Genomic DNA, 19,147 nt, shown 5'->3' on the forward strand with positions numbered 1-19,147 from the left:
TGCCACTAACCCCAGGGACTCTGCGGGTACACCGGCTGCTGATAGGCCGGGGGCTGATACGCAGGGGGCTCCTGATACGCCGGGCCCTGGTTGGGCACCTGGATCGGCACCGGCACCGGCACGAACGGGACCCTGATGTAGCTCGTCGTCATCGACGGCGTGGTGCTGGTGGTCGTCGTCGTGGTCGTCGTCGTCGGTGATGTCGTCGTGGTGGTCGGTGACGTCGTCGTTGTCGTCGGCGACGTCGTGGTGGTCGTTCTTGTCGTGGTGGGCACCGTGGTGGTGGGCGTCCACGTCGGCGACGGCGGGGGTGGTGGCGGCGCTTCGCTCGTGATCGTCACCTCACTCGGCGGCGCTGGCGCCGGGCTCGGTGGCGGCGGCTCCGGGGGCGGAGGGCTCTCCTGCTTAGGCGGCGACGGCGGCTCGGGCTCGGGCTGCTTGGGTTCGGGCTGCTTGGGCGGATCGACCTTCGACTGCTCGGTCGCCTTCGCGCTTTCGGTGGCACTGGTCAGCGCGTACGCCACACCGCCCACTGTGATGATGGCGATCACGGCAGCAACGCCGATCACAAGCCCGGCAACGCGGTGCCACGGACGTCGCGGCTCCCGGTAGACCACCCCTGTCGTCGGCAGGTACTCGATCGCCGGACGTACATCGGAATCCGTTACCAGATAAGGGTTTTCACCGGTATAGGGGACGAGCTCCTCGCCGCCCTCCTCCTGCGACCATGCCAACGCGCGAAACGTCGCCGAGCCGGGCGCGTCCGAACTCGGCCCTTCGTAGACGGCTCCGGCCACTGTCACGTCGGTGGCGGCAGCGGCGGCACCCGTTGGAGCGTCCGCGTCGAGGGCCGTCGCCGCATTGGCTCCGGTCGGCGCGTCGGCGTCGGCGCCGAACGCCGCGCACAGCGCGGCACCGACGGCCGCATTGAGCGCCGGCTGTGATGTGCCCACCACCGGAAGCTGCGTGTGCTCGGAAAGCCGTTGGGTGACAAACGGAATGCCGGCGCCGCCACCGACGATCGCAAGCGCGGCCAGATCAGTCGGCGACGTGCCGTTGCGTTGGGTCAGTTCGTCCAGCGCCGCGACGACGCCGTCCAGCGGCCGCCGGATCAGTTCCTGGAGTTCGTCTCGGGTGAGCCGGATGTCGGCGCGATAACCCGAAAGATCGAGAACCAGTTGAGTAGTGGTGTCTGCCGACAGCCGCTCCTTGGCTCGCCTGCACTCCTCGCGCAGCTTGGTGAGCGACTCGACCGCCGTGGTTCCGGCGGGGTCGACCTTGTCGGCGAGGTTGTCCACGACGTGCGTCAGCAGCGCCTGATCGATCAGATCGCCGGAGAACTCCGCATACCGCACGGTTTCGCCGATGGGCTCGAAGGACGCCGCGGCGTTGGCCAGCGTGAGACTGGTGCCGCTTCCACCGAAATCGATCAGCGCCACCACGCCATCCGCGGTGAGACCGGGGTTTGCCTGCAGGGCTGTCAGTGCGGACACCGCGTCGGAAACCACCCGAACCGGCGTGCTGGTGTGCAGGACCCTGCTGTTGACCAGTGCGCTGCGAAACGCCCATATCGTGGTCGGACTCCAGTGCGCGGGAACCGCGATCGCGACGTCGGACGACGGACCGCCACCCAACTCCACCATCGCGTCGAGCGCTTCGACCAGGAGTTGTTCGGCGAGATAGCTGGTTCCATCGGGGGTCACCAGCGGGACCCGGTCCCCGACACGCTCGACGAAGCCGCTTATGGTGCCGCCGGATTGCCCGAGGGTCAGCACCGAGCGGCGCGTCACAGGTTGATTGCCGACACGCGCCGCGACCAGGTTTGTTGTCCCAACCGACAACCCCAAGGGGTCGCTCATAACGGCCCACACCATAGCCCTGTTGTGGGCAGATACCGCTCAGACACTCCGTGCACAGCCCGTTTGAACAGCGTTCCGCCGCCATGCTTTTGAGTGGTTGCGTTTTATCACCGCCACGTAGGGTACTGGCTGAGCCATGACTTCGTTGTGGCTGGCTGACCGGGCAAACCATCCATCGCCGCCCAGTCCTTTGCTCGAGGCCGACCGCCACGCCGACGTGGTGGTGGTCGGCGCCGGAATCACCGGGCTCGTCACCGCCGTGCTGTTGGCCAGGGCGGGTAAGAGCGTCATTGTGCTAGAAGCGCTTTCGGCAGGCGCGGGCGCCACCGGCAACACCACCGCGAAGATAAGCCTGCTGCAGGGCACCAAGCTGTCGAAGATCATCGCCAAGCACGGCCCGAAACACGCTGAGCAATATGTCGAAGGCAATCGCGAGGGCCAGGAATGGCTGATCGGGCACTGCGAGGCGCACGGCATCTCGGTGCAGCGCGAAGACGCCTTCACCTACGCGCAATCCGAGGACGGCGTGCCCTCGGCGAAGGGTGAACTCGAGGCGTGCAAGGCCGCCGGGTTGGCGGCGGACTGGGTCGACGATGCGGGCGTACCGTTTCCCTTCCACGGCGGCGTCCGCGTCGCCGACCAAGCTCAGTTCGATCCCATGCCGTTCTTGGACAGCTTGATCGTCGAGCTCGACGAGCGTGCCGGCCGCCTCGCGCAAGGGATTCGGGTGCAAAAGGTTTCAAGTGAAGGCGACGGGTTGGCGCTGCAGGTGCGAACGACAAACGCCGACGAGTTCGTCGTCACGGCGAAGCAGTGTGTGCTGGCCACCGGTATTCCCATTCTGGATCGCGGCGGGTTCTTCGCACGGCTCAAACCGCAGCGGTCCTACTGCATGGCCTACCGGGTGCCGGGTGACATCACCAGCGGCATGTACATCTCGACGGACTCCCCGACCCGGTCGGTCCGCTATGCACCGACCGTCGACGGCCAGCGCCTTATCGTCGGCGGCGCGGGACATCCGGTGGGCCACGGGAAGCATCCGGCGTCGTCGGTGCAGGAACTCGATGCCTGGGCGAAGTTGCACTATCCGGGCGCGATGCAGACGCATTACTGGTCGGCGCAGGACTATTCGCCGATCGACGAACTGCCGTACGTCGGGCCGATCCTTCCCGGCAACGACAGGATCTTCGTCGCGACGGGCTTCGACAAGTGGGGCATGACGAACGGAACCGCCGCGGCGCTCGCGTTGTCCGGCCGGATCCTCGGCGGCCGCATGCACTGGGCGGAGGCATTCGCCAGTTGGAGTCCCCACGAGCTGTCCGGAATTCCGAAGGCGATGCAGATGAATCTGGAGGTGGGCCTGTACCTCGCAAGGGGCTGGATCACCCCGGTGATAAGGCTCGGCGACCGGACACCCGAGGACGGTGGAGTCGTCAGCGGGCCGCCGTGGCAGCTGGAGGGCCGCAGCGTCGTCGACGGCGTTGAGCGTCGAGTCTCACCGATCTGCCCGCATCTGGGCGGCATCGTCAATTGGAACGACGCCTATGAATCATGGGAGTGTCCGTTGCACGGCTCGAGGTTCGCGCCGGACGGCACGCGGCTCGAAGGTCCTGCGACCCGGGACCTGACTGCGGCTCAGTAGTATCCCCTCGCATGGGTGATACCGACGAGATCATGCGGGTGAAGTACCGCTACCTGCGGGCGCTGGATACCAAGCACTGGGACGAGTTCGCCGACACCCTCACCGAGGACATCGTCGGTGACTACGGCAGTTCGCTGGGCGAGGAACACCATTTCACCGACCGTGACACGTTGGTCGAGTTCATGCGCGCCTCGATGCCCGCCAACGTGCTGACCGAGCACCGGGTGACGCACCCCGAAATCGACGTCGACGGCGACGAGGCCACCGCCACCTGGTATCTGCAGGATCGCGTGATCGTTCCCGACTTCAACTTCATGCTCTACGGCGCCGCGTTCTACCATGACCGATACCGGCGCACGTCCGACGGCTGGCGGATCAGCGCAACCGGATACCAGCGCACCTACGAGGTGAACATGTCCACCGAGGCGATCACCAACTTCAAGGTGACACCCGGTGGGGCGCTGAACATTTGAGGTTTACTGGGTAACCGCGATCAACGCACCCGGCTGCAACCACTTCACGATCTCGACCAGGGTGCCGTCATCGAGGGCAACGCAACCGGCGGTCGGACCGCCGTCGGTGGCGTGCAGGAAGAACGCACCGCCGTTACCGGGCACGCGTTCCTTGTTGACGCCCATCACCACGGCATGCACGTACTGCGGAATCTGCAGATTCTCGGTGCCGCTGGCGGGGTCGGTGCGAAACGGGCACTGCGACTTCTTGCACACCTGCATGGTGTTGTAGGTCGGGCTCTTCATATCGCCGTCCCACCAATGGTCGGGCCCGACCTGGGCGTACTGCAGGCCGCCTCCAGGGTTCGGCGCGGTGCCGAACGCGAAGTCGAGGGTGAAGATGCCCATCGGGGTCTTCGCTTGGCCGTCATGGGTTTCCGGCGCCATGCCGTTCTCACCGACGAAGGCGGGGATGCCGGTTCTGACCGCTTGCCAGCCGGCCGCGGTGCGTTGGAAGACGTCGATCTTCGCCGACGAACCACCGGCTCCCACAACGGATATGACCTGGGTTGCGTCGCCTACCTTCGGGGCGAACCACGGCGTGTAGTCGGCGAGGGTCATCGGTGCGGACACCGCTGCCAGCCCGACCGACAGTGTCGCTATCAGCGGTACCAGCCATCGGCGCACGCGCCAATGGTTGCACAAGCGTGCTTCGGTTGGCTTGAACGGCGGCTGGGTAAGTTGGCGTCATGCGATTCCGTCGGAAGCCCCAGGGCCTGCAGGGCCTGACCCAGATCGGCCAGGGGCTCGGCACCCTCGATCGCGAGGTCTTCGAGGCGGTCGCGGAGTCGCCCAGCCCTCTGCTCGACGCCACGATGCCCCGGCTGACCTGGGCCGCCGATCACTCCAAACTGTGGTTCGTCATTGCGGGGGCGCTGATCGCGACGCGGCACAAGGCGACCGTACGTGGCGCCATACGCGGAGTCGCGAGCCTGGCAGTGAGCAGCCTGGTCACCAACCAGTTCGCCAAGCGCATCTGGAAACGGCCGCGGCCCAACCGCACGTTGGTGCCCCTGGCCCGGCGGAGCAGGCGCTTCCCGACATCGAATTCTCTGCCATCCGGACATTCCGCCAGTGCGGCCGCCTTCGCCGTCGGGGTGGGGCTGGAGAGCCCACCGGTGGGGCTGGGTCTGGCCCTGCTGGCGGGACTGGTCGGGCTGTCGCGCGTGGTCGTCGGCGCCCACTATCCGGGCGACGTGTTCGCAGGCTTCGGCATCGGGGCGGGCATCGCGGTGCTGGGCGCAAGGATTGTCCCGCCGATCACGCCCACGAAGATCCCCACCGCTGATCCTCTACGGGTCACTACGCTGCCGCGACCCGACGGCGCGGGCGTCGTGCTGGTGATCAATCCCGCGTCGGGCAGCGGCACGGGGGCGCGCGTCGTCGACGAAGTGCGCGAAGCGCTGCCCAAAGCCGAGATCGTCGAGCTCGGCGACGGCGATGACATCGAGGAAGCATTGCGCGACGCGGCCGAGCGCACCGAGGTCCTCGCCGTCGGTGGCGGCGACGGCACCGTGTCGTGCGCGGCGGGCATCGCCGTCAAGCACGGAATTCCACTTGCGGTCTTCCCCGGCGGCACCTTCAACCACTTCGCCAAGGACATCGGCTGCGACAGCGTGGCCAAGACGGTCGAGGCAATCCGACGCGGCGACGTGTCCTGCGTTGACCTCGTGTGCCTCAACGACGAACACATCGTTGTCAACACGGCCAGCATCGGCGCATACCCGAGGTTCGTGCAGACACGCGAGAAGCTGGAGCACAAGATCGGCAAACCACTCGCAGGCCTGTATGCGATGTTCCATACCTTGCGCCGCGACGAGCCGGTAAAGATCGCCTACGACAACAAGACATTGCAGACGTCGCTGTTCTTCCTCGGCAATTCGACGTACCTGCCGTCTGGCTTCGCGCCGTCACGACGCACAAGGATGGACGACGGCCTGATGGACATTCGGATTCTCGAAACCGGCCGCAGGTTCAGCAGGCTGCGCATCGTCGCCTCGCTGGCCCTTGGTCGACTCACCCGCAGCCCGCTCTACCACGAGATGCGGGTTCCTGAATTCGCCTTCACCGCGGTGGACGGGTGCACCGAGTTGGCGCATGACGGCGAGATCGGCACCGAGTGCGATGAGGCCAGGTTCAGAGTGAACTACCGGGCGCTTCCGGTGTTTCGTCCGTTGCCGTGACCGGAACGGCGGGCGGCACCATCAGCACACAGCCGACGAACCACGCGAAACCCAGCGCCCACCCGGCCAACACGTCGGACGGGTGATGTACGCACAGCACCACGCGTGCCGCCCCGATCGCGAGCACGACAACTGCGCCCAGGACGATCAGCCAGAACCGCACCGGCCTACGCACGATCGGGAGGGCGAGCGTCAGAAATGCCAGCACGCCGACCATCACCCCGAGAGCGTGTCCCGACGGAAATGACGTCGATTGCGCGCTCACCAGGGCACCGGCCGGTCGCTGGCGGTTCGCGGCCGCCTTGGCGGCTTCGGTGATCAACCCGCTGAGCTCGACGCTGATTATCAGGAACATCGCCACCCGCACCTTGCGTCGGGCCAGGGCAACGACGATCACGACCAACGCCACCAGCCGGAAAACTGTGGGCCCGAGCACCGTGCAGAGCAGATCCCAGAACCGGACCCAGCCGGGATGGGCAGTTCCGAAGTCATGCAGAGGATCGAGGGCGAACCGGTCCATGATTTCGACCCACGACCACTGCTGCACAATGCCGACCCACAGCAGGACGTACAGCGCAAGCGCGAACGCGGCCAGGCCGAGGAGCCACACTTTCCGCTGTGTCACCCCCAACGACTACCACGCCTTCGCTACGGTGCACCTATGGCTGTGTTTTTGCGCAGACTTATGCGCGTCGGCGGACTACCGACTGAGCTGCGCACTAAAGTCGACGCTGAGGGCATCATCTACCTGGCCGAATACCTCCCAGTGACTCGACGATTCAGCGGGTCCGTGCCCGGCATGAAGGCCAAAGCAAGTATCTCGAGCTATGTCGGCTCTCTTGTGCTCACTCCGCAGCGCTGCTGGGCACGTTGTCGTCGGTGCCCAAGCTCGCGGGCCGGACCATTGACCAACGCTGGGACGCACCGCAGGGCGGACCCGTCAAGGCCGACATCTCGGAGACCGGTGTTCACATCGAGGTCGACATCGGCGAGGTCGACCCGAAGTTCAACGGCCACCTCTCGCTGAACTACAAGACCGCCATCCCGGACGACGTCCTGATGCGACTGCCGCGTCGGTCGCTTGCCTTCGCGGTTCCGCCCGAGTACGTGCTGCGTGCGGTGGGCGTCCCCGCCAGCGGATAGCGGCCGTGTCGAAGGACCACTCAGAACGGTGGTGGGCTGTCATCGCCCGGTGGTAACGACGCGAACCACGACGCGGAGCTCTCGGCCGGGGCGCGTGCCGTGGAGACGGCGGTTACGCGCGGTTGCGGCTGGGTCTCGTTGAGGCGCCGCTCGGCCGCGATCCGTGCGGCGCGGTCCTGTGCGCGGGTGCGCCGTCGGCGAGGCATGGCCAGTCCGCGACCCGTCTCCGTCTCGGCTGCGGCGACCGCCGCTGCCACCTCGGCGGCGGACAACACGACGCGAGCGGTCGGCCGACACAGGGACGGAAACATAATCCGGCTGCCGGGTTGAGTGGTGTGCGTCCGACCGCCCGGCGACGTCCACACCACAGTGCCATCGGGCAGTTGTCGATCTCGCCACCCCCAGAAAGTCTTGAGGAGGTGGTGCTTTCGGCATAGGCATTTGAGATTGGACGCACTTGTCGGTCCGGTCGGGTAGGCGATCGTGTGGATGCTAAGTCGCAGACGTCTGCGGGCTCGTGGCAGCCGGGGAACCGGCACGTCATGTCGCGACACCGAACAAACCAGCCGAGTTTCGTCGACGGCCGATACCGCGGTTCGGGTGGCGCGTCGCCGGGATCGGTGATCCACCGGATGGTCGCGCCTGCGGCGATCTTGGCGGCCAACAGCGGCGCGGGAATGATCGGGCCGCCGACCATCACCGCCGGAGCGGTGTGGGCCGGGCCGGTCGGCTTCGGCATCACCGACGCTTCGGCGAGGGTCATCTCCCTGACCGGCTTCGTCGGCCTGTCAGGATCCTCGCCGTCCAGCACCACAGGGGTGTCGTCGGTGAGGCTTCGCTCCTCGGCGATCACGTTGATCACCACAGCGCTGGCAGGCGTACCCGCCGCGGCACAGTCGTCGGCCCCGCACCCGCACACAAGCCGATCCGCGCCGGCGCCCAACGCGCCTAACGCATCCGCCCGTCGCTGATCCACCGTCCGCGGGTCACTGTCGCATACCCCGCGGGCCATCAGATCGAGGCGTGAATCCAGGGCGGCAGCGTCGTGGTCGAACAACACCGCCTCGATCGTCGAGGAGCCGTTCCCGTCGGACCACGTCTGGTCTACGTGGCGACCGCGCGCCCGGTGTTCCATCCGACGTAACGCGTAAGGGTCGTAGCGGTCGACCCAGTTGTCAATGGAGCCTGCTCGACTTTGGCCTCGGACAGTGCGCCCCACCCCGTCACCGCTGCGGCCAAGTCGACGTCGACCTTGGCGCGGGCATGCGGATCGGCTATCAAAGACGTGCGGTACACGATTAAGTTCACCAACCGCAACGCGATGCGCCCAGCATCGAACACCTCAGCCACCCGAGGCAGCCGTTCGCGCAGCGCCTTCGCCAGCATCAGCTGATGCGACGCCACCCCCAGTGACACACCGTGGTCCGCGGCCACCTCGGCAGCAACCGCATCCCAGTTGTCGACGCACCACTGATCCCGATCAGCGGAGCCGTCCTCAGCCAACCGGGCCTCGAGGAGATCAGCGATCGCCGACAGCCGACGTGCGCACGCCGCGTTCTCCACTCGGGCCCAGGCGCCAACAGCCGCCCCACCGGAGGCGACCCGGGCAGTCGCAGCGAGCTCATCGAACATGCTTTCGAATCTACCGAGCCCGCCGACAATAACCACAGCTCAACGGCGCGCGTTGACTCACCGGAAATGCGCGCGGCAAGCCGCGAAATTCCGCTTCGTTGCCTCACCTCAAATGCGCGCGTGCGGCGTGCCTACCTGATCGGTCAGCAATGACCCCGATAGGCCCGATTGATGGGGTTGACGTTGGCTGAGCGCAGGGCAGTGACCGAGACGACAGCGATCCGCTACTCGCAGGCGGATAAACAATCCAAGGGCGTCATTCTCGATGAGTTGTGCGCCACCACGGGCTGGCACCGCAGCCATGCCCGCAAGGCGCTCACGACGGCGTTGCAGCCCACCGCGGTTTCACCGAGACGCCCGCGACCACCGACCTACGGGCCGCAGGTCGTCGCCGCGTTGACGGTGTGCTGGACGGTGCTGGGAATGCCGGCCGGCAAGCGACTGGCGCCGATGTTGGCCGAACTGGTGGCGGTGTTGCGCCATTTCGGGGAGCTGGTCATCGATGAGGACACCGCGGCGTTGCTGGTGTCGATGTCGGCGGCCACCATCGATCGTCGGCTGGCTCCCGAACGACGCAAACACCAGCTCAGGGGACGTGCGACCACCAAGCCAGGATCGCTGCTCAAAAGTCAGATTCCGGTGCGCACCTGGGCTGATTGGGATGACGCGCGACCCGGGTTCGTCGAGATCGACCTGGTCTCCCACGACGGCGGCAACCCCGCCGGCCAGTTCGCCTTCACGCTGACGGTCACCGACATCGCCACCGGTTGGACCGAGAACCGCTCAGTGCCCAGCAAGGCCAGCACGTGCGTCTTTCGCGCACTGAAGGACATCGCCGAGAAGATGCCGTTCCCGATCCTGGGGGTGGACTCCGACAACGGATCAGAATTCATCAACACGCACTTGCTGCAATGGTGCGACAAGAACAAGATCACCTTCACCCGCGCCCGGCCGGGCAACAAGAACGACAATTGCCACGTCGAGCAGAAGAACTGGGCGGTGGTCCGCACCGTGGTCGGCTATCACCGCTACGACACCGCCGCAGAAATGTTGCTACTCAACGAGATCTGGCAGCTGCAGTCCAAGCTGACCAACTACTTCTACCCGCAGCAGAAACTGATATCCAAGGCCCGCGACGGCGCCAAGGTGTCCAAGAAGTACGACACCGCGGCCACCCCGTTTCACCGCGTGATCGGCCACCCGGTCACGACTGTTGACGACATAGCGGCCCTGGCTCTAGCCCACGGCCGGATCAACCCCGCCGCCACGCAGCGACGGATTCAGGTCCTGGCGAACCAACTCCTCACCCTGACCACCAGCAAAGCCGGCACCCGTGTCAACAAACGCGCACTCTCAAATGAGGCAACCAGGGGTCCTACGCGCGCATCTTGACATGAGGCAACACGGCGCCACCTGTGGATGAAATTACGACTGTGGATAACTCAGCCGGTCACGCGGTAGACCTGGTACTCGATGTGACCCGTGCCGAGCAGTCCCGGGGGGATTGCCCTACGCCCGCCACTTCCAACCAAAACTTGACACCTGTAAAGTTTGGTCGCATGGACAACATCTCCGGTAGAACCATCGCGATCACCGGCGCCGCCCGCGGCATCGGATTCGCTACCGCGAAGGCGTTGTTGGCCCGCGGTGCGCGGGTGGTCATCGGCGACCGTGACGTCGCGTTCCAGGAGTCGGCCGTCGCCGACCTGACCAAGCTCGGGCCGGTGTCGGGTTACCCGCTCGACGTGACCGACCGCGCGTCGTTCGCCACGTTCCTCGACAAGGCCCGCACCGACGGCGGCGGCCATGTCGACGTGCTGATCAACAATGCCGGCGTGATGCCGATCGGACCGTTCCTCGACCAGTCCGAGCAGTCGATCCGGTCGTCGATCGAGGTCAACCTCTACGGCGTGATAACCGGATGCCAGTTGGCGCTGCCCGACATGATCGCCCGCCGCCGCGGCCACATCATCAACATCGCCTCGCTATCAGGCCTCATCCCGGTTCCGGGCCAAGTGGTCTACGTGGGCACCAAATTCGGCGTGGTCGGTCTGACCGCGGCGCTCGCCGACGAGGTCGCCCCGCACGGCATCGACGTCTCGGTCATCATGCCGCCGTTCACCAACACCGAGTTGATCTCGGGCACCAAGACCGGCGGCGGCATCAAGCCGGTGGAACCCGAGGACATCGCAGCGGCGATCATCAAGACACTGGAGAAGCCGAAAACCCATGTGTCGGTGCCGACTCCGCTGCGGTTCACCGCACAGGCCGCGCAGATGCTGGGCCCGCGTGGCCGCCGCTGGCTCAACAAACGCCTCGGTCTCGACACCGTGTTCATGAACTTCGACCACGCGAAGCGCCAGAGCTACGAGCAGCGCGCGCAGGCCGCTCAGGGCGTGGTGGAATCCCCGGAGCGGTAGGCCTCGATCGCATCGATCCGCCCGAAGAGCTCGTCGGGCGTCATCGGCTGATCGTCCGCGGTTCCGACGAGGATCGTGTGCACGACTTCGGCGTCCTCGGCGACGTGCATCCAGATCGTCGTCACCGGCTCCAAGCCCTTGCCGACCTCGGCGCCCGACGGCGGGTAGAACCAAATGACGAACTCCTCGTCGGACTGTTCCTCGTCGAAGGTCCAGCCCCGCTGCGTAATTCGCGCATCGAAGCTCTCCAAGTCCTCGACTAGCTCCACATCGTCGACGATGTCGTCGAGTACCGAGTCGGGAATCCAGTTCACGTCCCGCTTGGCCCGCCGCTTGTTGCGACGCGCCTTCTTCGCCTCTGCCGCCCGAGACACCCGGGACACCTAGCCCAGCGCCCGGTCCAGATCGTTGATCAGATCCTCGGTACCTTCGAGCCCCACCGAGATTCGCACCACGCCGTCGCCGAGACCGATCGCTGCGCGACCTTCCGGCCCCATCGCCCGATGGGTCGTGGTGGCCGGGTGGGTGATCAGCGACTTGGCGTCGCCCAGATTGTTCGAGATGTCGACGATGCGCAGTTTGTCCAGCACCTCGAAGGCGCGCTCCTTGCTGCCGCCCTTCAGTTCGAAGGTGACAACCGTTCCACCACCGGTCATTTGACGCTTCGCGAGGTCGTACTGCGGATGCGACTCCAGGAACGGGTAGCGCACCCAGCCCACGGCGGGATGGCTCTCGAGGAACTGCGCGATCCGCATCGCCGAATCGTTGCTGTACTGCATCCGCACCGCCAGCGTCTCCAGGCCCTTCAACAACACCCACGCGTTGAATGGGCTCAGCGCGGGGCCGGTGTGCCGCATCAGCTTCTGCACCGGCTCGTCGATGTAGGCAGCCTCGCCGAGGATCGCGCCACCCAGCACCCGGCCCTGGCCGTCGATGTGTTTGGTGCCCGAGTACACCACCACGTCGACGCCGAGCGGGAGTCCCTGCTGCAGGATCGGAGTGGCGAACACGTTGTCCAACACAACTTTTGCCCCGACACGGTGCGCCATCTCGCTCACCGCGGCGATATCCACCAGCGACTGCATCGGGTTCGACGGGGTCTCGAAGAACACCGCCTGCGTCGGAACCGACAGCGCCTCTTCCCATTGCGAGAGGTCCTCGCCGTCGACGAACACGGTCTCGATGCCCCACCGCGGCAGGATCTCATTGCACACCACGAAGCACGAGCCGAACAGGCTTCTGGCCGCAACCAACCGGTCGCCCGCGGCCAGCAGCGCACCCAATGAGGTGAACACCGCGGCCATCCCGGTCGCAGTCGCGAACGCCGCAGGCGCTCCTTCGATCAACCGCAACCGCTCCTCGAACATCGAGATCGTCGGGTTGCCGTACCGCGAGTACACATACCGGTCGATCTCACCGGTGAACGCCTTCTCCGCCTCGGCGGCACTTGCGTACACGTAGCCCGAGGTCGGGTAGATCGCCTCGGCGGTCTCTTCGAAGCCCGACCGCAGTAGGCCCCCGCGCACTCCGATGGTGGCCTGACTGACGCCTTCCGGCAGTTTTGCGGGCGTGCGCACCGACGGAGTGTCCGGGTTGTTGCTCACGACTGCTTCCACGGCAGGCCGACGGCCTTCCAACCGGTGGCCCCGCGGTGCTTGTTCTCGCCGAGGTCGCCTTCGAATCCGTCCAGGATGTTGTACGACGGCGCGATGCCCGCTTCGGTGGCCGCCTCGGCCGCGCCGATGGAACGATTGCCGGAGCGGCACAGGAACACCACGGGCCGTCCGCTACTGGCGTCTGGGCCCACGCCCGGTTCAACGCCGGCCGCGACGAGGTCATCGACGAAGCCTTCGTTCCAGTTGCCGTCGGTGCGGTTCCACTCGACGTAGATGACGTCGCGACCGAGACCCGTCAGGTCGGGCACACCGACGAACCGCCATTCGGCGTCGGTGCGGCAGTCGACGAGCACGGCCTGCGGGTCATCGTTGAGCATTTTCCAGGCCTCTTCAGGCGTGATGTCTCCCGCATAGCTCACGATCGCGAGTGTCCCATACCTAACTGGGACCGGTCGAACAGACCTTCCACGCCCCGTCCTCGCGCACGAACGTCACCGGAACGGGCGCCTTCGCATCCGGCGCCTTGTCGAAGTGGTATGTCACGGTCGCCGTCGCGCGGTCGCCGTCGATCTTGATGTCGGTGACATCGTCGACGAACCGGGCACCACGCTTGGCGACTGAATCCCGTTGACGCGCAATCACATCGGCTTCCACGCCGCGCATCTTGGCGCACGTGTAAGAGCCGAAGTCGGCGAAGTTCTCCCGCTGCAGCGCGTCGTTCTGGCCGACGGCGGTGCGGCCGACAAGTTGGTCCTGCGGCGAGCGGTCCGCCTGCAACACGTTGAACAACCAGATAGCGATCACCACGATCACAATGATTGCCAGCGCGCCAAGGAACGGGGCGACCGTCGGCCTGTCGGCGGCCTCGTCGTCAGCCGGCACGACCTCGTCGTCGGACGGCACGACCTCGTCGTCGGACGGCACGGCTACCAGAGTTTGCGTAGCACGCCGGTCACTCGCCGCGTTCTGTCCCTGGCGGTGGTGACGTCCGGTGCGGTGGCCAGCGCGAGGCCGAGTCGGCGCCGGGGTTCGGTCTCGTCGGGCCGGTTGAACAGCCGGGCGTCGCTTTCGGCGACGGCCAAGGCGTCGGCCAGCACCGCATTGACGTTCTCCGGCGCGATATCGACGGGCGACTCGGCGCCCGCATACGTCACCTCTGCGGCACCGGGAGAGATCATGATGGTGTCCACCTGCAGCCCCAGGATCGCGCGAGCGTGCAGTTCGAACTCTGAAAGCCGTTGCGACCGAAGGGTTACCAGGCCGCTGTCATGGGGTCTGGTGCGGACGTCGGAGAAGTAGACCTCATCGCCGCGCACCAGCAGTTCGACGCCGAAGACGCCACGCCCGCCGAGTGCGTTGACGATGCGCGCGGCGATCGACTTCGCCGCGTCCAGCGCCGCTGCCGACAAGGGCTGCGGCTGCCACGCCTCCAGCAGGTCACCGTCCCCCTCGCGGTGGCCGATCGGTTCGCAGAAGTGCAGCGCGGGACCCGTCGGCCCGGTGGTGCGGACCGTGATCAGGGTGATCTCGAAATCGACCTCGACGACCGTCTCCGCGAGCACCCGGTTGTGCGCCACCGTGCCCGCCCCCACCGCGCGCTGCCAGGCCGCCTCGATGTCGTCGGTGCGCAGCAGCACCGACTGGCCCTCACCCGGCACCCCTGCGATCGGCTTGACCACCAGCGGGAAGCCGGCATGTTCGGCCACGGCGGTCAGCTCGTCGACCGACCCGGCGAACCAGAACGGCGCGGTCGGCAGGCCCAGTTCGTCCGCGGCCATCCTGCGCATGCCTTCCCGGTCCTGGCTCATCCGGACACCGCGCGGGGTCGGAAAAACTTCGAGGCCGCGCTCGGCGGCGGCCACCAGCGCGTCGACCGCGATAACACCGGATTCGGCGACCACGTACAGCGGGTTCGCCCGCTCGATGATCGCGCTGAGCGCCTCGGCATCGTTCATCTTGACCACCGCCGCGCGGTCGGCGACGCCGTGCGCGGGCGCGTTCGCGTACCGGTCGACGGCGACGACCTCGCGACCCAACCGCTGGAACGCCAGGGTCAGCTCGCGGCTCAACTCACCGGAGCCGAGCAGCATCACCGCTTTTCGGTCGTCGCGGTGCTGGCCGGGCTCACTGTCGGTCGGCTCTTCGTCCGGTGTGTCCTCTGGAACTTGAGACTCTGTGGTTTCGGTCATCGCCCGTCAAGACTGCCAGATCTTCACCCGAGCCGGACGTCGATGTAGCACCATCTCCAGTCCTCTTCCGGCTCGACGGATCGCATGACGGGGTGCCCGGTCCGGCGGAAGTGTTCGCTGGCGTGTTGATGCGGGCTCGAGTCGCAGCAGCCGACGTGACCGCACGTCATGCACATCCGCAGATGCGCCCACGTGTTCTCGCCCAGATCGGCACAATCCTGGCATTCTCCGGGAGAAACGGGCTCGGGTTCGGAGGTTGCAGCCAGGAGATGCGGGCACGTCTTCGGCGCTGTGGGCGCCTTCGAATCGCGTCCCCGCGATCTCTTCAGCATGCTGACCAAGGATAGGGACATTGACCGAGGAGGTCTGACGAGGTGCATGGCTCCCTGCTCGCGGTGCTGGTGGCGTCGGTGCTGCTGGCCGCATTGGCGAGGCGATACGACGTGTCGGCGCCGCTGGCCCTGGTGGTCGCCGGCCTGGCGGCGAGCACAATTCCGGGGTTCAGCGACATCGACCTCGATCCCGACCTGGTGCTCTACGTCCTGCTGCCGCCGCTCTTGTGGTCGGCGGGCCTGGAAAGCAGTTACGTGGGGCTGAAGAACAACCTCCGCCCGATCGGGCTGCTCGCCATCGGCCTGCCGTTGGCGACCGCGTTCGCGGTCGGCTTCGTCGCATACAAAACGGTGCCGGACCTGACTCTCGCGGCCGGTCTCACGCTCGGCGCGATCGTGGCGCCCCCCGACGCGGTGTCGGCGACCGCGGTCGGGCGCAGGCTCGGGCTGCCGCGCCAGATCATGACGCTGCTCGGCGGCGAGAGCCTGCTCAACGACGCGACCGCGCTGACCGCCTACAAGGTGGCGCTTGCCGCGGCGATCGGAGCCGCGACGAGTTGGGGCAGCGGCCTGGCCACCTTCGCGTTGGCGGCGGGTGGCGGCGTCGCGATCGGCCTTGCGCTGGGCTTCCTCATCGCCTTCATCAGGTGGCGGCTGCACGACGCTCTGGTGGAATCCGCCGTCGGACTGGTGGCGCCGTTCGTCATCTACCTCACCGCCGAGGAAGCGCACGGATCCGGTGTGCTCGCGGTGGTGGTCGCGGCGCTGATCCTCGGTCAGAGGTCGTTCCACGCCGGCTACGAGACCCGCCTGCAGGATCAGGCGGTGTGGAAAGCGCTCCAGCTGGTGCTGGAGTCATTCGCGTTTCTGATGATCGGCCTGCAGCTGCCGACCGTCATCGACGAGATCCGAGGCATGCCGTTCTCGACGATGGCGTCCTACTCGCTTGCGGTGCTGGCGACCGTCATCGTGGTGCGGATCGTCTGGGTGTTCGCGTTCGCGTTCCTGCCCAGGATGCTGTCAGCGCGCATCAGGGCGCACGAAGTCGCGCCGACGGGCTCGCAGGTCTTCATCGTCGCGTGGGCGGGCATGCGCGGCGTGGTGTCGTTGGCGGCGGCGTTCGCGCTGCCGCTGACGACGCTGTCGGGTGCGCCGTTTCCCGGGCGCGAGCACATCGTGTTCCTCACCTTCGTCGTCGTCATCGGCACGCTGCTGCTGCACGGTCTGACACTGCCGTGGCTGATCCGACGGCTCGGCGTGCAGGGCAACGAGGCGCGCACCGACGCGATCGCCGCGGCAGCCGCACAGGAGAAGGCCGCGAACGCGGCGGCCGACCGGCTCGACGAGCTGCTGGCCGAGTCCGACACCACGGAGGCCGAGCGGGCCGCGGAAGTGTTGCGCGCGTGGAACACTCGGCGACGCAATTCGGCGTGGGAGCGGCTCGGCCGCAACGAGGAGGACATCGGCGAAAGTCCGACGTCGGCGTTCCGGCGGCTGCGGTTGGAGATGCTGGCCGCCGAACGCGCCGCGTTCATCGCCGAGCGCGACAGCGGACATATCGACGACGAGGTGCTGCGGTCGGTGCTTCACGGACTGGATCTCGAACAAGCGACGCTCAACCGGGCCTAGCGCACGAGAGGAGCGATGGAGGTTGGGCCGGGAGCCGTATCTCTTCCCACTTCAACATATATCGCACAGGGGGTCTTGCGGCAAGACCCCCGTCATGCCCCAGAATCGCCCCCCTGAGCCAGAACTGGCGATACGAGAAGGGGTAGCTCGATGCGTGTGCTGTTGTCGTCATGGGGTTCACGCGGGGACGTCGAACCGCTGATGGGACTCGCGGTCGCGTTGCGCAAGCTCGATGTCGAGGCGCGGGTGTGTGCACCACCGGACTTCGCAGAACTCGCGGCACGGGCCGGAGTGCCGCTGATTCCGCTAGGGGAATCGCTGCGCGACATGCTGCACGGCAAGAAGCCGCTGACACCTGCGGATGCGCCGCGGACGGCGGCGAACCTGGTGGCGATGCAGTTCGCCACCGTCGCACCGGCGGCCGAGGGCTGCGACGCGGTGGTTGCGTCCGGGTTGATGCCGGCGGGCCTGCGCACGATCGCCGAGGTTCGCGGCATCCCGTACGTGCTCGTGGCGCTGCATCCGTGGCCCATCCCCTCGCCGCACCACGCGCCGCTGTCACGGCCGGGCAAGCCGTTCCCACCGGGGGCGGACAACCGGGTGCTGTGGCAGGTGGACGCCGAGCGGGTGCAGGCGCTCTACGGCGTTCCGCTCAACACCCATCGGGCGGCGCTTGGATTGCCGCCAGTCGACAACGTGCGCGACCACGTTTTCACCGGACACCCGTGGCTGGCGGCCGACCCGATCCTCGCCCCGTGGCCTGGTTCACCGGATTTCGACGTCGTAGCGACCGGCGCCTGGATCATGCCCGACGAGCGGCCATTGCCTGCCGACTTGTCGGCTTTCCTGGACGCGGGTGCACCGCCGGTGTATGTGGGTTTCAGCAGCGTGCGCGCCCCCGAGGATGTCGCACGGGTGGCCATCGGAGCGATCCGCGCGAGCGGTCACCGGGTGCTCGTCTCTCGCGGCTGGGCCGGGCTCGGTGTGATCGACGACGGGGATGATTGCTTCGCCGTCGGCGAGGTGAACCACCAGGCACTGTTCAAGCGCGTCGCCGTCGTCGTGCATCACGGAGGCGCGGGCACGACGACGACGGCCGCCGTCGCAGGCGTACCTCAGGTGGTGGTGCCTCAGATCGCGGACCAGCCGTACTGGGCGGCCCGGTTGGCCGACCTGGGCGTTGGCACCGCACACGACGGACCGACGCCGACGCTCGAGTCGCTCTCGGCTGCTCTTGACACCGCGACGAGCCCCGACACCAGGGCGCGTGCGGCCGCCCTGGCGGGCAGGATTCGCACCGACGGCGCGACGGTGGCCGCCAGACGGCTCGTCGAGGTGATCACGACTGGTCGAGTTTGGACTGAAATGCCCGCATCGCGTCGATGATCGCGGCGAAGGTCCGGTGCGCGGCGGCGAGATCGTCATCGGGTAACCCGGCCATCGCGCGCCGGTTGTGCTTCGCCAGCGGCGTGAAAAAGCCTCGCGCGACGGCCACTCCGTCGTCGGCGACCCGAAGGATGACCTTGCGGCGATCGGACGGATCGGACTCGCGCCGAAAGTGCCCGGAGGCGATCATCCGCTCGACGAGGTAGGTGATGGCAGCACCCGACATACCCATCCGGGTCCTGAGTTCGCCCGCAGTGAGCGGCGAACCCGACGTCTCGCCCACCATGACATGCAGCAGGGCGCGAAAGTCGTTGGCGGTCAGATCATGTCGACTGGCGAAGTGCCTGCCGATCTCGTCGGACTCGGCTGTCATCGCCCGCACATCGGCCGCGATCTGCGACTCCAGCGCCGCTCGATCGGTCTTCGCCACCCGCTCAGCATAGCGCGACTGATTCGTTTGCTTAATAATTAAGTATCTGAATTATTGCTGATCGGCAGCGTGGTGCCCGCCCCCCGACCAGCGTTCGCTCTTCGCGAAAATCGCCTTGCGCGGCTGGAGAACCCGTCTCGGGTCAATGCGATCATCGGGCAGTTCGTTTTCCGC

Annotated in this window: 17 protein-coding genes and 2 pseudogenes; 8 read left to right on the forward strand and 11 right to left on the reverse strand. The window is 66.7% G+C overall.

Annotation, left to right across the window (positions count from 1 at the left end):
- Positions 1-5: 5 nt before the first annotated feature.
- A complete protein-coding gene (locus QOC76_RS23730; protein WP_526361017.1) occupies positions 6-1,859 on the reverse strand; it encodes an Hsp70 family protein in 1,854 nt (617 codons plus the stop codon).
- A gap of 136 nt (positions 1,860-1,995) precedes the next feature.
- Here QOC76_RS23730 and QOC76_RS23735 point away from each other — a divergent pair, with 136 nt between their 5' ends.
- Together QOC76_RS23735 and QOC76_RS23740 are read left to right on the forward strand one after the other, a co-directional pair.
- Positions 1,996-3,501 carry an FAD-dependent oxidoreductase gene (locus QOC76_RS23735; RefSeq protein ID WP_526361019.1) on the forward strand — a complete coding sequence of 502 codons (1,506 nt, stop codon included), beginning with the start codon at positions 1,996-1,998 and terminating at the stop codon, positions 3,499-3,501.
- Positions 3,502-3,512: 11 nt separating this feature from the next.
- Entirely contained in the window at positions 3,513-3,974 is a 462-nt protein-coding gene (locus QOC76_RS23740; protein WP_526361021.1) for a nuclear transport factor 2 family protein, read from the forward strand.
- 3 nt (positions 3,975-3,977) lie between these two features.
- On the opposite strand, the gene QOC76_RS23745 is transcribed toward QOC76_RS23740, so the two are convergent.
- A complete protein-coding gene (locus QOC76_RS23745) occupies positions 3,978-4,640 on the reverse strand; it encodes a L,D-transpeptidase family protein (protein ID WP_526361023.1) in 663 nt (220 codons plus the stop codon).
- A gap of 62 nt (positions 4,641-4,702) precedes the next feature.
- On the opposite strand from QOC76_RS23745, the gene QOC76_RS23750 reads away from it, so the two are divergent.
- Positions 4,703-6,196: a bifunctional phosphatase PAP2/diacylglycerol kinase family protein gene (locus QOC76_RS23750; RefSeq protein ID WP_526361025.1), complete on the forward strand. Its 1,494-nt coding sequence runs from the start codon at positions 4,703-4,705 to the stop codon at positions 6,194-6,196.
- Here the strand turns inward: QOC76_RS23750 and QOC76_RS23755 are convergent.
- On the reverse strand, positions 6,150-6,821 hold the full coding sequence (locus tag QOC76_RS23755) for a phosphatase PAP2 family protein (RefSeq protein WP_526361027.1): 672 nt from the start codon (positions 6,819-6,821) through the stop codon (positions 6,150-6,152). The genes QOC76_RS23750 and QOC76_RS23755 overlap by 47 nt on opposite strands.
- Positions 6,822-6,857: 36 nt before the next feature.
- On the opposite strand from QOC76_RS23755, the pseudogene QOC76_RS23760 reads away from it, so the two are divergent.
- Positions 6,858-7,339: pseudogene (locus tag QOC76_RS23760) on the forward strand (hypothetical protein).
- A 20-nt stretch (positions 7,340-7,359) separates the two neighbouring features.
- On the opposite strand, the pseudogene QOC76_RS23765 reads toward QOC76_RS23760, so the two are convergent.
- Positions 7,360-8,971: pseudogene (locus tag QOC76_RS23765) on the reverse strand (HNH endonuclease signature motif containing protein).
- Positions 8,972-9,142: 171 nt separating this feature from the next.
- Between QOC76_RS23765 and QOC76_RS23770 the strand changes: the two are divergent.
- Together QOC76_RS23770 and QOC76_RS23775 are read left to right on the forward strand one after the other, a co-directional pair.
- A complete protein-coding gene (locus tag QOC76_RS23770; RefSeq protein WP_526361029.1) occupies positions 9,143-10,363 on the forward strand; it encodes a DDE-type integrase/transposase/recombinase in 1,221 nt (406 codons plus the stop codon).
- Between the two features lie 167 nt (positions 10,364-10,530).
- A complete protein-coding gene (locus QOC76_RS23775; RefSeq protein WP_526361031.1) occupies positions 10,531-11,391 on the forward strand; it encodes an SDR family NAD(P)-dependent oxidoreductase in 861 nt (286 codons plus the stop codon).
- On the opposite strand, the gene QOC76_RS23780 is transcribed toward QOC76_RS23775, so the two are convergent.
- The 6 genes from QOC76_RS23780 to QOC76_RS23805 are packed head-to-tail and all read right to left on the reverse strand — an operon-like array spanning position 11,361 to position 15,528.
- The gene (locus QOC76_RS23780; RefSeq protein WP_526361033.1) at positions 11,361-11,765 is read right to left on the reverse strand and encodes a hypothetical protein; all 405 of its coding nucleotides are present in this window, start codon (positions 11,763-11,765) and stop codon (positions 11,361-11,363) included. The two genes, QOC76_RS23775 and QOC76_RS23780, sit on opposite strands and share 31 nt — an antisense overlap.
- A gap of 9 nt (positions 11,766-11,774) precedes the next feature.
- Entirely contained in the window at positions 11,775-12,995 is a 1,221-nt protein-coding gene (locus QOC76_RS23785) for an O-succinylhomoserine sulfhydrylase (RefSeq protein WP_526361035.1), read from the reverse strand.
- Positions 12,992-13,426 carry a rhodanese-like domain-containing protein gene (locus tag QOC76_RS23790; protein ID WP_526361037.1) on the reverse strand — a complete coding sequence of 145 codons (435 nt, stop codon included), beginning with the start codon at positions 13,424-13,426 and terminating at the stop codon, positions 12,992-12,994. Before QOC76_RS23790 ends, QOC76_RS23785 begins: the two co-directional genes overlap by 4 nt.
- Before the next feature lie 19 nt (positions 13,427-13,445).
- On the reverse strand, positions 13,446-13,931 hold the full coding sequence (locus QOC76_RS23795) for an Rv0361 family membrane protein (RefSeq protein WP_526361039.1): 486 nt from the start codon (positions 13,929-13,931) through the stop codon (positions 13,446-13,448).
- 2 nt (positions 13,932-13,933) lie between these two features.
- Positions 13,934-15,196 (reverse strand): formate-dependent phosphoribosylglycinamide formyltransferase, encoded by a 1,263-nt coding sequence (purT, locus tag QOC76_RS23800; protein WP_526361041.1) that lies wholly within the window; start codon positions 15,194-15,196, stop codon positions 13,934-13,936.
- Positions 15,197-15,219: 23 nt separating this feature from the next.
- Positions 15,220-15,528, reverse strand: coding sequence for a UBP-type zinc finger domain-containing protein (locus QOC76_RS23805; protein WP_526361043.1), 309 nt, complete (start codon positions 15,526-15,528; stop codon positions 15,220-15,222).
- Positions 15,529-15,570: 42 nt separating this feature from the next.
- Here QOC76_RS23805 and QOC76_RS23810 point away from each other — a divergent pair, with 42 nt between their 5' ends.
- Complete coding sequence (locus tag QOC76_RS23810) at positions 15,571-17,157, forward strand: Na+/H+ antiporter (protein ID WP_526361045.1); 1,587 nt, start codon at positions 15,571-15,573, stop codon at positions 17,155-17,157.
- Between the two features lie 150 nt (positions 17,158-17,307).
- A complete protein-coding gene (locus QOC76_RS23815; protein WP_526361047.1) occupies positions 17,308-18,543 on the forward strand; it encodes a glycosyltransferase in 1,236 nt (411 codons plus the stop codon).
- Here QOC76_RS23815 and QOC76_RS23820 read toward each other — a convergent pair.
- Positions 18,497-18,973, reverse strand: coding sequence for a MarR family winged helix-turn-helix transcriptional regulator (locus QOC76_RS23820; RefSeq protein WP_526361049.1), 477 nt, complete (start codon positions 18,971-18,973; stop codon positions 18,497-18,499). The two genes, QOC76_RS23815 and QOC76_RS23820, sit on opposite strands and share 47 nt — an antisense overlap.
- Positions 18,974-19,147 lie beyond the last annotated feature (174 nt).

Source organism: Mycobacterium sp. (genome assembly GCF_032159565.1).
Lineage (GTDB): Bacteria > Actinomycetota > Actinomycetes > Mycobacteriales > Mycobacteriaceae > Mycobacterium.